We start from the raw sequence: 14,749 nt of genomic DNA, 5'->3' as shown, positions 1-14,749 counted from the left end.
CCCCTGTCGTCGGGCGAAGCACTGGCATTGACGTCATGATGCCGGCCGGAGAACCCGCCATGAAGCGTCCCCGCACCACCGGCCACCTTGCCGCACCGGCGCCCGCCAGCGTCGTCCCTGCTCCCCAGCCCAGGCATGGCGACGCGGTCGATTCAGCCGTGATGGCTCTTCTCTCACTCATCGCAGCCGTCGAGACGCAGCCCGCGGGCCCAGCCACCAAAGCATACCGGGCCGCGATCCGTCGCAAAGGCGAGGAAGCTGCCGCCGCGGGTGGGAGCGAGGTTCTGGAGGATGTGCTGCGCCAAGTCTGTGACGCAGCGCCTGACCGCGCCGAGCGCCGTGGGAGGATCCTCACCGAGGCATGGGTGGACCTGATAGGGGAGAAGCCATGACCGGTCGCAAACTCGCTGCTTTTCACTCAGACGGTCACGTTCAGAATCGGCTCCGCCCCACGCATGTTCTGCCTCTCGAGGCGTTCAACACACAGGATTGCCGACCATCGTGACCATAGCCTCCCTGAACTCGCCCGCGACGTACAGGCTCGCGGACGAAGCATCTCGAACCGATGAGGCGAAGCTCGCGCAAGAGGTGGCTCGGCACTGCGCTGCATTCCGCGAGCCGATCCCCCGGCTGGCCTTTCGGCAAGTAGCCGACACGCTGCTGCCGTATCTGATCCTCTGCGCCCTGATGCTCAGCTTAGCGGCGAACGGCTACGAGCTTCTTACCCTGCCGCTCGCTTTGCCGGCGGGCGGGCTCCTGGTCAGGCTTTTCATCATCCAGCACGATTGCGGGCACGGCTCGTTCTTGCCCTCGCGCCGTGGCAACGACTGGCTTGGCCGCGCCTTGAGCCTTCTGACGGTGACGCCTTACGACAGCTGGAAGCGGGCGCACGCCCTGCATCATGCGTCGACCGGCGATCTCAGTCGCCGCGGAACCGGGGATGTCTGTACCTTGACCGTGCGCGAGTACCTAAACCTGCCGCGCTGGGGTCGAGTCCGGTACCGCCTCTACCGCAACCCACTTATCCTGATCGGGCTCGGTTCGCCGATCAATTTCCTCGTCATGCAGCGATTTCCCAACGGCGTGGGACTGCCCTGGCGAACGGCTTGGCGCAACGTCCTCGCACTTGATGCCGTCCTCCTTGTCGTCCTGGGGGCACTCGCGTTCACGACCGGAGGCCTCGGGCCAGTGCTCTGGGTGCTCCTGCCGGTGGTCAGCGTCGCCGCCTGGATCGGGGGTTGGCTGTTCTACGTCCAGCATCAGTATGAGGAAACCGTTTGGGAGGAGGCCGACGCGTGGGACTTCCATCTCGCAGCGCTCGGAGGCAGCTCGTACTACGTCCTGCCGCGCGTCCTGCAGTGGTTCACGGGCAATGTCGGCCTGCACCACGTCCACCATCTGAACAGCCGCATCCCCAATTACCGCTTGCAGGAATGCCTGGACGGTCATGAGATCCTCGGCCGGGTGGGTCGGTTGACGCTGCACGACAGCCTGGCCTGCCTGAAGCTGGCGCTCTGGGATGAGGATGCGCGAAAGATGGTCGGATTTGCGCGCCTGCGGAGGCTTGAGGCGGCTTGAAGCGGCGGCTGCTGTTCGTCGCAGTCGGCCCCGAAGCAGCATCCTTCGACGTCGCGCCCACTCCGGTCATTTGCCCTTGAGAGCTCGGAGGTCCGAGAGAGGTAGGAGGCGGATGTCCGATGATTGCAGGATGAACGTTCGCATCGCTAACCGAAGCAACGCCGTGCGCGTCCTAACGGCGGTCTGCCAGCAGAAGACAGGCGGGCCAGTCTTGCTAGAGATTGCCGAACTAGCCTGCTGCCGGTTTCACGGACGCACGGTTTCGGTATGATGATGAAGCCGGAGATGCTCCCTGCAGCGCTGCAGGTTCGGCGTGAGTTCAAGATCGCTGCCGTTCGAGTGGATACGGCACGGCGGCACTCGACCTTGAACTCCGCAGTCCCGTTGAGTTCGAGAACCGAGCCCCGTTAGCTTGGGACGGTATCCACCAAGCCGGCATCGGGCCACTCACCCCGGCGGCCGCGGCCGGCTTCGTGTCCGGCTGTCGGGCCCGTCATTGTAGCATGCGAGTGCAGTCCCGCAGAGCGCGAGCACCGTGCGGAGATCCTCGACGCAAGCCTCTGCCTCGGCCAGCGTAAGCAGGCCGCTACGCCAGTAAGTGGCACCGGAATTGGCCACAGCGACAATCGCGAACCGACCGTCCGGGCAGTCGACGATTCTGCAAGTCACCGGGCGTGTCATCACCTCGACCGTGCATTCCCTCAGAACGGCCTCAAACGCAGCTGCGGAATGGATCGATCCCGCAGGTCCGCGAGTTAGATGTTCACTGTACGGCGGACAGGGCCGGTCTGGGGCTCCTCTGCCGCTCGCTCCGAGAAAGGACATGGGTTGATCGACATGTTGATCGCAGGCGGACTTGGTCCGGTTTGCCCGGACCGGAAAATGGAGGCACGAACTGCCAGACTGCCCCTAGCCGTGCAGAAGCACATCGGACGGCAGTTGCAGGCGACCTTTCTCACGCTCGCCGCCTCCGATCCGCCGCAGCATTTGCTTGATCTCACCCAAGCCCTTGAGGGCACTCTCGCGTTCCTGTCAGGTAAGCGTAACGCCGCCTTCCGCGAGGGGTTAACGGCGGCGCTTCCATCCCTACAGGTGTACGCGCAGTCGCTAGCCGGAAGTGCTGCACGTGCCGACGATCTCGTGCAGGAGACGGTGCTGAAAGCGTGGGCCAACCAAGATCGGTTCGTTCCAGGCACGAATCTGAAAGCGTGGCTTGTGACCATCCTCCGCAATCACTTTTACAGCGAGCGACGCAAGCATAGGCGTGAGGTTGAGGACGTGGATGGCGTCATGGCAGGCCGACTTGTCGCATTGGCGGCACAGGAGCACGGCTCGGACCTTCAGGTGGTCATGTCCCACATCGCGCAGCTACCGGCCCCTCAACGCGAAGCACTGCTCCTCGTCGGTGCGCAGGGCATGACTTACGAAGCGGCCGCGGAGGTCATGGGTTGCCAGACCGGCACGGTGAAGAGCCGAGTGAGCCGCGCCCGCTCCTACTTGGTCGAGCGGCTGAGCGCACTTTCCACCAAGGCACCGGCCTGAATTTGTTTTTTGCTTTGAGGACAATAAATCAGGCGGGGGCATGGCAGCGCAGCACGTCTACTTGGAGCGCCATATGCGGTCGCCCGCAATCAAGACCCGTTCTGAGTATACCTCCGGTTAGTTCCAGCTGCGCCTCGTGCGGAGCGTTTGGATACAGTGAAGTTCATAGCTTGAACTTCAAGGATGGGCGACGCATGACAGGAGCGGTCTCTCCTCTCACAGCCATTGCTCTTCCTCGTGCCTATGTCTCGCCGCCCCCGCCGCGCGTCGTATCGAATCATCGAACGCCCTGACGGCCGGTTCGACATAGCCGTGACCTTGGCCGGCGGCGGCACGCATTTCCGCGAAGGCCTGACGGGTCCGATGGAAGTGGAAACCGCTCTGGCGACGCTCCGCGACTTGATGGCGGCCTGCGGCGCCGTCCTCGTCGAAGCGTCGGCGCTCAGCCTCGCTGCGGAATAGATGCAGAGGGCGTGCTTTCTGCGCCGTTCGTTGCGCCGGCCGAAGTCGTATCCGCGCCCGGTCAGTCGCCGAAGAGAATCTCGAAGGTCAATGGATCGTAGAAGCGCATTAGGCTCTTCACGAAGTCTTTCGCATCCATCCCGAGGGCATCGGCCCAGATCCGGTAACGGTCCGGCGGCACACGTCCGCGCCCGGTCTCCAATTGTGAGATGAAGGTGTAGTATTCCGCGCCCACCTCGGCGGCCAGCTGCCTCTGAGACAGGCCTCGCTTCTCACGGAGTTCCTTCAGGAACCGGCCACCTTCGCGGCGCAGTTCCTGCACCTCCTCCGAGCCGAGACGTTGTTGGTGGACATACAAATGAGAGGCTCCCGCCGGCGCGTGACCGGTCGACACCACCGAGTGGTACAGCAATCCCAATATAGGGCTACGGGAGCAGGCGTCCAGTTCACGAGGCGCACAATTTTCGAGAGCCGTGGTGGCGCTTCTTGGAATACAATAAGCCCGCGCTAAGATTCATGGGCAAGCCCGTTGGGGCGGACGGGGGGCCAAGCGCGATGAGGCAGCACCGATCATACCTTTCGCAGCGAAGGTCCCGGGCAGCCATGCGCCTCTTTTCACGCCTCTCTCAACGGCCTGCCCTGTGCGGCTGGCACCTGCGAGTGGGCTGCTCGGCGGAGCAATCCGGAACAGTCGGACTCATGCGCAGGGAAGTGCCATGAGCGACCGTGTGGCCGCGTCCGTTTTGAGGGATGGGTTGCGAGAGATCCGCCCTGTTCTGGTCACGGTTTTCATCTTCGCATTCTTCACGAACCTTCTCCTGTTCGCCGGCCCCCTGTACATGTTGCAGGTCTATGATCGCGTTTTATTGAGCCGGAACGAGGCGACACTTCTCGGTATCACCGCGATCGCGGCGTTTGCTCTCGCCGTCTATGCCGTCCTCGAGATGCTTCGTTCGCGCCTGCTGGTGCGGGGCGGGGTAATCTTCGACCGGAAGGTCGCCGGACCGGTCTTCGAGATCGTGCATAGGGCCACGTTGCTCAGGCCCCGAGCTGGCCAGGAAACGATCCTTCGTGATGTTGACGTCCTGCGTGAGTTCCTCACCGGCGGCGCGATTTTGGCGTTCTGCGACCTGCCCTGGGCTTCGCTGTTCTTGATCGCTTGCTTCATCCTCCATCCGTGGTTTGGCTGGATGGCATTGCTCGGCGGCGGCACGCTCCTGGGTTTGACACTCCTCACCGACCTCGCGACCCGTCGGCCTCTCGACATGGCGAGCCACGCCGCCCGAGAGGCGGGCGAGCAGGCCCGGGCGACCGTCCGAGGCGGCGAGGTTCTGCGAGCCATGGGCATGCTCGGTGCCCTGCGGTCCCGGTGGCGCCAGCGTCACGATGAGGCGCTTCTGCTGCAGGCACGTGCGAGCGACCGCGCCGGCCTCATCGCCGCGGCGACGAAGTTCACGCGCATGTTTCTGCAGACGATGGTCCTCGGTGTCGGCGCCTACCTCGCCATCCATGGCGAGATCTCTGCCGGCTCGATGATCGCAGCCTCGATCATCATGGGCCGAACACTGACCCCGATCGAGGCCGTCGTTGGACACTGGAAGAGCTTCACGGCGGCCCGGAGCAGCTATGCGCGGCTGGCGGACATCATCACGCGCATCGGAGTCGAACCGCAGCGCGTGATGCTGCCGCGTCCGCGCGGTCTGATCGAGATCGAGAGCTTGGTTGTCGCGCCGCCGGGCTCGTCGGCGGCCATACTCCACGATGTCAGCGTGCGGCTGGAGCCCGGCAGCATTGTCGGGATCATCGGTCCGAGCGCGGCCGGTAAATCGACCCTGGTTCGGGCGATCACGGGCGTTTGGCCCGTGGTCTCCGGCGCGGTGCGCATCGACGGAGCCGACCTCCGGCACTGGGACCCACAGGCGCTCGGGCGGCACCTCGGATACCTGCCGCAGGATGTTGAACTGTTCGATGGCACGGTGGCACAGAACATCGCGCGCTTCGACGCTCAGGATGACGCCGCCATCGTCTCGGTCGCGCAGCGTGCGGGCTGCCACGACCTGATTCAGGCGCTGCCGGACGGGTACAACACCCGGATCGGGACGGGCGGGCACGGCCTCTCCGGTGGCCAGCGCCAGCGCATCGCTCTGGCGCGCGCGATGTACGGGCAACCGAGCTTGGTCGTCCTCGACGAGCCGAATGCCAGTCTCGACCAAGCCGGCGAGGCCGCGCTGATGCGGGCGGTGGCAGACCTTCGGGAGCGTGGAACTACGGTTGTCGTCGTCACGCACAAGGTGAGCCTGCTGACGGGGGCCGATCAGATCTTGATGCTCGACGGGGGAATGCTGCGCGCTTCGGGCCCGGCGGATCAGATCCTCGCCCAGGTCTCCGGTCCCCGCCCGGTCCCGGCGCTGGTCGCAACCGGCGGCCGGGCCCTGCCCGAGAACGAAAGGGTGCCCGAAGTCCAACGCAACGCGGGCTGAGCCATGACGATGCCACTTGCCCAGATTCCGATTGAGTCTCCTGCCGCCCCCGCGTCGTCACCCGTGCGGGGCGTGGCGGACGGCGAGGGCAGCGCCGTCGCGCCGATCGAATGGCGGCGCTACGCGATCGCCGGCTATGCGCTCATCGTCGCCGCCTTCGGTGTCGCCGGACTCTGGGCGGCGACCGTGCGCATGGATCGCGCTGTCATCAGCACCGGCGTCATCGTCGCGGAGAGCAGCCGCAAGGTCGTCCAGCACTTCGAGGGCGGCATGGTTCAGGCCGTGCTCGTGAAGGACGGGCAGACGGTCCGCACCGGCGATGTCCTCCTGCGGATCGATCCCATACAGTCGCAGGCAAGCGCGGACCTGTTTCGAAACCAGCTCGACGCGGCTCTCGTCCTGGAGGCGCGGCTGCGGGCGGAGCAGGAGCAGGCGAGCGACTTGCGACTGCCCGACGACATCGCCGCGCGACGGGACGAGCCGGCCCTCGCACGCATGATCAGCGATCAGCGCGGTCAGTTGGTGGAACGGAGGACGACGCTCCAAGGCCAACTCGCCCTCATCGAAGCGAAAGTCACTCAGCTTAGGACGGAGATTGCCGGTCTTGCCGTCGAGAAGTCCTCGGTCGAGCAGCAAGTCGGGTTCATCCGACAGGAGTTGGATGGCTTGCGCAGCCTGCACGAGCGCAATCTGATTCCGCTGTCGCGCCTGCTCGTGATGGAGCGGGAGCGCACGCGGCTGGAGGGGGTGATCGGGCGCTCCGTGGCAGAGAGAGCGAAAGCCGAGAACGCCATCAGTGAAGCCGGGCTGCAGATTACACAGTTGAAGCAGAAGCTTCAGGAGGCGGTCACGGGCCAGCTTCTCGAGACGCGGCAGAAAATCGGCGAGCTTCGCGAAAAGCTCGTCGTCGCGCAGGACGTGTTCCGGCGGCACGAGATCCGTGCCTCCCACGACGGCGTCATCCAGGCACTCAAAGTCTTCGCAGTTGGGCAGGTCGTACGCTCGGGCGAGCCGCTGATGGAGATCGTCCCGACAGCGGACAGGCTCGTGATCAACGTGCAATTTTCACCCCACGATCTCGAAGCCGTCCATGCCGGCATGCGGGCGGAGATCAAGTTTCCGACCTTTCAGGCGCGCCGGACGCCTGCGGTCTTCGGAACGCTCACTGTGGTTTCACGCGACCGTCTGGTCGATGAAGGCACGAAGCAGGCCTACTTCGCCGGCACAGTGGAGATCGACGAGCGTCAGCTTCCGGGCGACGTCAGACACCGCCTTCTCGCGGGCCTGCCGGCGGAGGTCGTGGTCTCGGCCGGTGAGCGCACGACGTTGGAATATCTGTTCACTCCCTTCTTCGACGCGATGGGACGCGCCTTCCATGAACGCTAGCGCCGCTCCCGGTCGCGCTGCCATGGCATGCGGCACCATCGCGCAAGGGACACAGCGAGCCGATACGGTGAGATGACGATGAGCACAGTCATTCCCTTCTGTCGTCCGGCATCGGCACGCCAAGGTAGCTGGTCGCAGCAGGAGCTTGCCGAGTTCTATCGCGTCGAAGCAGCCCTTCTCCGCGCCGGGCTCAGCATCGCAAGCGAGCACGGCCTCAGCGATGAGGGGGAACCATGGTTCGTCTTCTGCCGGCCGGACGGCGACGCGATCATCCATTTCGCCAAGATCGACGGCAGCTATCTTATCGCTTCGGAGGTGCTGGATCGGCCCGTGCGCGGCGCGGATTTCCGCACACTGATCGACCAGATCGCTCGGCTGCATCCGCACCTCCTCCCCATCCCGGCAGTCGGGGCGGGTACGACGCTCGTGGTTCATCCTGCCGCTCTGCTCGCGGCTCTGGTGGCAGCGGCGGCCTTGAGCCTGTCGTCCGAAGATGCTCATGCCAGCCCGCTCGCGGCCTGGCCGGACGACCAATCGGGGCTCCCGGCTTCCGATGGAGCTGGTTCCGCACATGGCCAACCGCGAACGACGAAGGCAACGGAAGGTGGGGGGGGCAGCGACCGGGGGACCGATCGCAAGCAGATTGAAGCCATCGTTCTCTCTGCGATGATCTTCGCCGCTGAGGCGATGGCAGCCGATCACGAAGCTTCGGGCGCCGAGCTGGGCTTCGAGTTCGCAGATCAGGCACGCGGTGCTGTGAGCCACACCACACAGAGCGATGCGACGGCGGCGTCCAGCGCATTGCTCGGCTCAGGCGGCGCTACCATGTCAGCGGTTCAACCGGTCGTCCTGACCGCGCAGGGCAGCGGCACAAGTCCCAACGCGATCTCTCATGGCAGTCCTGACAGCATTGCAGCGACGAGCCGTATCGACCTGGTTCCAGCGGCCCGCACCTCCTTTCCAGGGGATTTGTCGAGGTCTCCGGCTTCGGAAAACCAGCACCTGTCGCAAGGCTTTGGTAGCGATGTCGCCGTGACCGGAACGTCTGCCGAGTCGTCAGCCGCCGCTAAACTCAGCGGCCGACAGGCATCGCCGTCAGAACGCAGCGAGAACTTAGCGGCGGCAGTGGATGGACCAGGGCCGGACCCCATCGATCAACGTGGAGGTCCCGCTTCGGCATCAACGGTCGAGCCAGCTTCCCACGCACGATCTGCCCATGCCGCTTCTCCCGATCCATTTGACGTCGGGACCGGAGTAGGCCAACCGACCTGGGTTCGTGCTGCGAGCCACACCGTGGCGAGCCAGCTGCCGGCCGCCGCAGCCCCGCGTGATGTCGACGAGCGGGGCCATAGCAGACAGGCTGAAGACGCGGTCGGGAACAACCCGAAGGTCGATCAGACAGACCCTGGCAACGGTCGCGCCAACGGCACTGCTCAAGACCGAGGCTCGCAGGCTGATGCCGCTGCCGAAAACAACCCGAAGGTCGATCAAGGCGGGCACGGCGACGGCCACGCCAGCCGTGTTAGTCAGGGTCGAGGCGCACAGGGCGAGGCTGCGGCCGAGAACAACCGGCAAATCGAGCGGGCGGGTGGCGCCGCCGAGACCAACGGCCATGAGCGAAGCTCGCGGGCGGAAGCTTCAGCCGAGAACGCTTCGCAGGTCGAGCCGACCAGCCGCGGCAGTGGCAACGCTAGCGCAGTTGCTCGAGACCAGGGCTCGCCAACTGAGGCTCTCTCTGAAAACAGCGCACAGGTCCAGCAGACCGGCCATGACAACGGCCACGTCAATGGAGATGATCGGGAGCGAGGCTCGCAGGGAAAAGCTGCAGCCGCGAACGACTTACCGCTTGAGCAAGCCGGCTCCGAAAGAGGCCACGCCGGAGTTGTCGGCCAGAACCCAGGGCCATCGCCTGAGGCTGCAACCGCCGACCGATCCGAGATCGATCAGGCAGGGCGCGCCAAGGGTCAGGAGAATGCCAACAATCTCAGTTCCCGCCCACAGAATGAGGCGGCCGCAGGAAACGGTCTACCGATCGTGCAGGCGGCCGGCGGCAACGGCCAAAGCCATGGCAGCCACTCGCAGGCTGAGGCTGTCGCGCAACGTGAGACGGGTTCAGACACGTCCGCCACGGGCCACGGCCGGAGCCCGAGCAGTAACGTCGATCTTGGGGCCGCCGTGCAGGCCGAGACCGAATCTCATTCCGAGAATGACCGACAGGCCAATCGCGCCAACGGTCACGGTTCAGCCCCTGCCGAGACGAGCGACCATCGCGGGCCAGATGTACATGGTTCCGGTGAGATCGACACGGCTCCAGGCCAAGGTAAGCCCGGAAGCTCCGGCGAAGCGCGATGGGACGCCGCACCAGCTACGCAGGCACATGCGTCGATTGATCGGGAGCCCGTCACCGACGCTTCGAATCAGCTTACCGCGGCCCAGGTGCCGAGCGGCAAGCACGATCCGACCGACCGAGGAGCTTCAGGGCATGACGCCACGGCGGATCACGTATCCGCTTCGGCGAACGGGCGTGCTCAGGGTGTAAGACCGTTCCCGGAACAGGTGCGGGGCGACCCGTCCGAACATGACTCCAGCCACGACGCGATGCCGTCGAATCTCTCTGCACAGCCGAACGGAGACTTGTACGGGTCGAAGGAGCACGGACTCACGCCGAAAAACGCCGCTGCGGCATCGTCATCCAACGTCCATGCCGAAGGCGCTGGATCTCAAGCGGCGCATCCTCGAGAAGGGACGCCACTGCAGGAGCAAACGCCCGACGCGCAGCCTGTCGCTCCCGCTACCGCGGACCATGACCCACTCCTAGACATCATGAGGGGACAAGATCGAGCGAGCGGCTCCGCAGAGGCGGAGAACCACTTCGGACGTGGCACCCCACCCGCTGCGGGGTCTCCAAATGCTTCACCGGGGAGTGAGCACGTCCAAGAAACTCCTGCCCTGTCCTACGACGGTGACGGCAAGGCCGACGTCGGTGCGACACCTCCGGTGCATTCGCAAGCAGCCGCTCACAGACTGGACGATAGTGACCTGTCCGTGCCGTCTCGCAGTCCGAGCCTCACGGCGGCTTCGCAGGCTGCCTCGCCACCGCAGGCTGAGAACACACCGACCGATCTCGATCGCGGACAGGTCGACGACGGCGCTCCGATCAACGGCCGCGCCGACAGTCCGACTTATCCGGTCACGGTCAACCAGCCTCCCCTGTCGTCCGATAAGGGTGCAGCCGATCAGACAGATGATCACTCGCCCCTCGGTCAACCCGGCTCAGCGGTGGTGTCCAGTGGCGCGTCCGGTCATATCGCGACGGCGTCCGGCCGGCCGAGCCCTCCACCAGCGGCGATCGACGCGGATGGCAACCTTGTGTTTCACACCGATAGCCAACAAGAACCGATCCCGCCAGCTCTCCCGCCCAGGCCTGAGGACACAGGGACACATCACGCGGTAGGTTTAATCGGAATGTCGGATCAGGTTCACGTCGTTCACGACCTATATCACCACACCTAGAACATCGTATTCTAAGCGGATTGACGAGCTGCAGTGTCGGTCCGCTGGCCTCCGCTCGACTTCCACTATTGTCCCTGTTGCGTACCGTTAGGGCGAACGGCACTCCATCGCGGCGGTCGCTTCGATGACGCTCAGCGCTCGGCGTCGGACTTCAAGTGGAGTCTCCGGCCTGTCGGAGATGATCGTGGCCTCCTCCCTGAGTGCCGCGTCGCAGGCGCAGGAACTGTAGCCGGCTGTATCGTAGCAGGCGTCGTGCCGCATGCACGCGGCGTCGAGGGTATCAGTCGGCGCTAGTCCTTCACCCCGCTGCCCCTTCCCGCAATAGTTCCCGTGGAACAGCTCCTTGCCCGCTATGACGTTACCGAGATCGCCCCGCGGCGGTGCCGGAGCTTCGATACGGCCTCCCGGATTGAGATCGTTAGCCGGTCCCCCTGCCTTGCTCCCCGACGCGCGCAGCGCCTTCGGGATACCGGATTGTTGGCCGGGCTCATTCAGGGCTTCGCCTCCGCGGGCATTCGGATCTGTCAGGTCTGGAAGCGGCGGAGGCGGCCCGGGCCGGATCTTCCCAACGTCTGTGGCCGGGACTTGCTCTATCGCGGCCTGTGCCAGAACGCCGTGTGCGCTGGACATGAGCATCAGCCCAAGGAAGGCAAGGATAGACAATCTCACAGAACGCTCCTGATCACGGGGCGCTCAACCCGAAGCTCGAATGTTTCGTTCCACCCAAGGATTCCGGAGCTGAGGCAGTCGGACAAATGGCCTTTCGCGTACCCGAATGATCGATTTCGGCGTTGCATGCTGGGCCTTGTAGGTGAGCACGCACGGATTGTTGTCGGCTGCCGTAACGGCAGCGACGCGCCTGCCTTCTACAGCTAGATGGATGGCTCCGTCGCCCGCGCCGGTCAGAGCAAGGTTCCATCCACTTCATCGACGTCGCCGATCGCAACCTCAGCCGTCCCAGGCGCCAACCTCAAGCGCCGCTCCTCACGCGCAGATGGCACCGGTCGGCATCGGAACTCCCCAAAAAATGAGGACCGGTTTCCGGGATGGTTGCGGCAACTCACAGGAAAGCGCTCCCGGCGTCCGCCAATCCCGCGGCAGTTGCGCGTTAAAACTCCATGCCGAATTTGACTCGGACGTGGTGCCGCTCGAACTGGTTCAGCCCGAAGGCGCGACCGGCCAGTGCCGGATCGGTGTCGCGGCCCCAAACCTGCCCTGCATACGCCGTTGTCAGCCAGATCTTCTCTGTAAATCTATGATGCAGGGCAGGTCCTACGGTGAGCGCTTCGCTCTCCATATGGTTCAGGAAGATCCCTTCGTAGCCGCGTAGATAGCGCACTTCCGGTCCGAAATACGTGCTCTCTCCGATCCGTCCGACGAGGACGTTCGACCATAAAAATGTCGAGGAGCGGTAGCCAGGACCACCACCCCGCTGGCGGCCAGCGGCGGGCTCAAAACTGATGTTGCTTCCGTACCAGAGCCTATCCGGCACCACCTGAGCGTCGAGCTGGAGCAGGCTCTCGATGTCGAAGATGTTGGCGCCGTTGCCTTCAACTGGCAGGATGCGCGTAAATCGAGGGCGCACCTCCAGGGCAAGCCCAAGCGGCTGCTCCTTCGTGCCTTTCAGGAACTGGTACTTCACCTCCATGGAGACACCGTCGAAGGTGCCGTAGGACTTATCGTCCAGATCCACGATATTGCGTTGCCGCCGCAGCGTGCCGAAAGCGCTAAATTCGATGCTCAGCTTGTCGATGGGGTTGAACTGGTAGGCGAACCGCGTATCGAGCACACGATAAGTCGATGAGCCAGGACCGTCTCTGCGCTTGCTGATGCGTGTGACGGTATCAATCACGACTTCCTGCTCACCCTTCTCTCCGGCATCAGCGCCCTCCGTGAAGCCGAACAGGTGCTCGGTATCGACCTCCTTATTGTCGTTCTTCTTGTTGGACTTCTCTGCCTTCTGATCCTTGTCTTTGCTGCCTCCAGGCGAACCATTCTGTTCCGTCCGAGGCGTGCCACTTGATTCAGCCTGAGCAGACGGCAGAACGGTGAGGGCGAGCGGTATGCCTGCCGCTGCCAACATGCGTCGCATCGGCTTATTGTTTCCGGTCATGATCCTGCGAGGGCCTCAATAGGCAGTGCTTCAGCACGTCTGCTTAGAGACGATGCCGGCTGATCTGCCTGCTGCTAAAATGCCACTCCGACAGAAACTTCTGCCTGGAGGGGATTAAGCGATAGGGATGCCCGTGCCGAAGGCCCAGGTGTGAGCCGAAAGTCGACCCATCCGACATATGCAACCGGCAGCTCTTCCTGATCCGCCCTGATCCGCCCCCAGGGAAGTGGTCCGCCCTGCGGTATGGCTTCCGAGCCAGGATGAGGACGGATAGATGGGAACGAAGCGGCACAAGCAGGAGGACGTAGTCGTCAAGCTGCGGCAGGCCGATGTTCTGGTCTCGCAGGGCCAGAGCGTGGCGGAGGCGATCCGAGCCCTCGGCGTGACGGAAGTGACCTACTACCGCTGGCGCAAGGAGTACGGCGGCCTGATGAGCGATCAGGTTCGGCGGATGAAGGACTTGGAGGTTGAGAACCAGCGGCTTCGCAAGGCGATTGCGGATCTCACCCTCGACAAGCTGATCCTGCAGGAGGCCGCTCGGGGAAACTGACCAGCCCCGCGCGCCGACGCGCCTGCATCGCGCATGTCATGGACGTCCTAGACGTTCCGAGCGCCGCGCCTTTCGGGCGCTCGGGCAGCATCGCTCGACGAGAGCCGCAAGGTGCCGTAGGGAAGAGAGGATGAGGCCGCGCTGAAAGCCGGCCTCGTGGAATTGGCTCGCCGGCACGGGCGCTACGGCTACCGGAAGATCGGTGCACTGCTGAAGGCGGCGGGCTGGTTCGTCAACGACAAGCGGGTCGAGCGGATCTGGCGGCGCGAGGGGCTGAAGGTGCCCGCGCGCCAGCCGAAGAAGGGCCGGTTGTGGGACCGGTATGGGTCCTGCATCCGGCTCAAACCTGAACGGCGTGATCACGTCTGGTCCTACGACTTCGTCGAAGCCCGCACGCACGAGGGCCGCAAGTTCCGGATGCTGAACGTGGTCGACGAGTTCACGCGGGAGTGCTTGGCGATCCGCGTGTCTCGCAAGCTGACGGCTGCTGACGTGATCGACGTGCTCTCCGACCTGTTCATCCTGCGTGGCGTGCCGGGGCACTTTCGGTCGGACAACGGGCCCGAGTTCATCGCCCGGTCGGTGCAGTCCTGGATAGCGGCAGTCGGCAGTCAGACGGCTTACATCGCACCGGGTTCGCCGTGGGCGAACGGCTATGTCGAGAGCTTCAACGCACGACTGCGGGACGAGCTTCTGAACGGCAAGATCTTCTACACACTGAAGGAGGCGCAGATCATAATCGAGAGCTGGCGCCGGCACTACAACACGATCCGCCCGCATGGCGCGCTCGGCTACAAGCCACCAGCTCCGGAGGTGTTCGTGCCACCCCTGACCGCTTGGCCGGCTGCACGTGCCCAACCGGCTTCGCCGGCCAAGCTACCCGTGGAGCAGAGGCCGACCTTGCACTAACTTGGAACCTGGACCACCGCGTGGGGGCGGCAGCACTGGGCTCACAGCGCCTGTACCGCGGCCCTCGACCCACCCCGGACCTTCAGCCTGTTCTCGTTAGTCCGAGCTTCCCACCCCGGCCAGAGATTTGAGCCGCTGCCGCTTTCGGTTCGGATGAGGCGCGAAAGCGGTTCCTCTGCGGTTCGCGGGCGGGTGCGAAACTTTTGCGTTTTGAGT

At 64.4% G+C, this 14,749-nt stretch carries 10 protein-coding genes and 1 pseudogene; 8 read left to right on the top strand and 3 right to left on the bottom strand.

Translation table 11 applies throughout. The annotated features are described in order from the left end of the window. Nucleotides 1-59 precede the first annotated feature (59 nt). The 4 genes from FHU13_RS08715 to FHU13_RS08700 all read left to right on the top strand — a co-directional run bounded on the left by FHU13_RS08715 (nt 60) and on the right by FHU13_RS08700 (nt 3,582). Nucleotides 60-392 carry a hypothetical protein gene (locus FHU13_RS08715; protein ID WP_183435481.1) on the top strand — a complete coding sequence of 111 codons (333 nt, stop codon included), beginning with the start codon at nt 60-62 and terminating at the stop codon, nt 390-392. A 109-nt stretch (nt 393-501) separates the two neighbouring features. Then, nucleotides 502-1,578, top strand: coding sequence for a fatty acid desaturase (locus FHU13_RS08710; protein WP_183435480.1), 1,077 nt, complete (start codon nt 502-504; stop codon nt 1,576-1,578). A gap of 837 nt (nt 1,579-2,415) precedes the next feature. After that, nucleotides 2,416-3,120 (top strand): sigma-70 family RNA polymerase sigma factor, encoded by a 705-nt coding sequence (locus tag FHU13_RS08705; protein WP_183435696.1) that lies wholly within the window; start codon nt 2,416-2,418, stop codon nt 3,118-3,120. Between the two features lie 312 nt (nt 3,121-3,432). After that, entirely contained in the window at nt 3,433-3,582 is a 150-nt protein-coding gene (locus FHU13_RS08700) for a hypothetical protein (protein WP_246714593.1), read from the top strand. A 61-nt stretch (nt 3,583-3,643) separates the two neighbouring features. Here the strand turns inward: FHU13_RS08700 and FHU13_RS08695 are convergent, their stop codons facing one another. Next, complete coding sequence (locus FHU13_RS08695; RefSeq protein ID WP_183435695.1) at nt 3,644-3,940, bottom strand: helix-turn-helix domain-containing protein; 297 nt, start codon at nt 3,938-3,940, stop codon at nt 3,644-3,646. Nucleotides 3,941-4,298: 358 nt separating this feature from the next. Here FHU13_RS08695 and FHU13_RS08690 point away from each other — a divergent pair, with 358 nt between their 5' ends. The 3 genes from FHU13_RS08690 (at nt 4,299) to FHU13_RS08680 (ending at nt 10,961) form a co-directional block, all read left to right on the top strand. Further along, nucleotides 4,299-6,062, top strand: a complete 1,764-nt coding sequence (locus FHU13_RS08690; RefSeq protein WP_183435478.1) for a type I secretion system permease/ATPase — start codon at nt 4,299-4,301, stop codon at nt 6,060-6,062. Nucleotides 6,063-6,071: 9 nt separating this feature from the next. Then, nucleotides 6,072-7,448, top strand: coding sequence for an HlyD family type I secretion periplasmic adaptor subunit (locus FHU13_RS08685; RefSeq protein WP_409518486.1), 1,377 nt, complete (start codon nt 6,072-6,074; stop codon nt 7,446-7,448). A gap of 72 nt (nt 7,449-7,520) precedes the next feature. Further along, entirely contained in the window at nt 7,521-10,961 is a 3,441-nt protein-coding gene (locus FHU13_RS08680; protein WP_312889571.1) for a hypothetical protein, read from the top strand. 87 nt (nt 10,962-11,048) lie between these two features. On the opposite strand, the gene FHU13_RS27635 is transcribed toward FHU13_RS08680, so the two are convergent. Together FHU13_RS27635 and FHU13_RS08675 are read right to left on the bottom strand one after the other, a co-directional pair. Further along, on the bottom strand, nt 11,049-11,597 hold the full coding sequence (locus FHU13_RS27635) for a hypothetical protein (RefSeq protein ID WP_246714582.1): 549 nt from the start codon (nt 11,595-11,597) through the stop codon (nt 11,049-11,051). A 472-nt stretch (nt 11,598-12,069) separates the two neighbouring features. Continuing rightward, nucleotides 12,070-13,074: a hypothetical protein gene (locus FHU13_RS08675; RefSeq protein ID WP_183435476.1), complete on the bottom strand. Its 1,005-nt coding sequence runs from the start codon at nt 13,072-13,074 to the stop codon at nt 12,070-12,072. Nucleotides 13,075-13,348: 274 nt separating this feature from the next. Here FHU13_RS08675 and FHU13_RS08670 point away from each other — a divergent pair. Further along, a pseudogene (locus FHU13_RS08670) lies at nt 13,349-14,533 on the top strand (IS3 family transposase). Nucleotides 14,534-14,749: the final 216 nt, after the last annotated feature.

It is taken from the genome of Methylobacterium sp. R2-1 (assembly GCF_014191355.1).
Lineage (GTDB): Bacteria > Pseudomonadota > Alphaproteobacteria > Rhizobiales > Beijerinckiaceae > Methylobacterium.
This window is presented reverse-complemented; position numbering and strand designations above follow the sequence as displayed.

What these genes read in the sequence shown, in the direction of transcription:
- FHU13_RS08715 (WP_183435481.1), top strand. Translation starts at nt 60, where the DNA reads ATGAAGCGTCCCCGCACCACCGGCCACCTTGCCGCACCGGCGCCCGCC.
- FHU13_RS08705 (WP_183435696.1), top strand. Translation starts at nt 2,416, where the DNA reads ATGTTGATCGCAGGCGGACTTGGTCCGGTTTGCCCGGACCGGAAAATG.
- FHU13_RS08690 (WP_183435478.1), top strand. Translation starts at nt 4,299, where the DNA reads ATGAGCGACCGTGTGGCCGCGTCCGTTTTGAGGGATGGGTTGCGAGAG.
- FHU13_RS08685 (WP_409518486.1), top strand. Translation starts at nt 6,072, where the DNA reads ATGCCACTTGCCCAGATTCCGATTGAGTCTCCTGCCGCCCCCGCGTCG.
- FHU13_RS08680 (WP_312889571.1), top strand. Translation starts at nt 7,521, where the DNA reads ATGACGATGAGCACAGTCATTCCCTTCTGTCGTCCGGCATCGGCACGC.
- FHU13_RS27635 (WP_246714582.1), bottom strand. Translation starts at nt 11,597, where the DNA reads ATGCTCATGTCCAGCGCACACGGCGTTCTGGCACAGGCCGCGATAGAG.
- FHU13_RS08675 (WP_183435476.1), bottom strand. Translation starts at nt 13,074, where the DNA reads ATGACCGGAAACAATAAGCCGATGCGACGCATGTTGGCAGCGGCAGGC.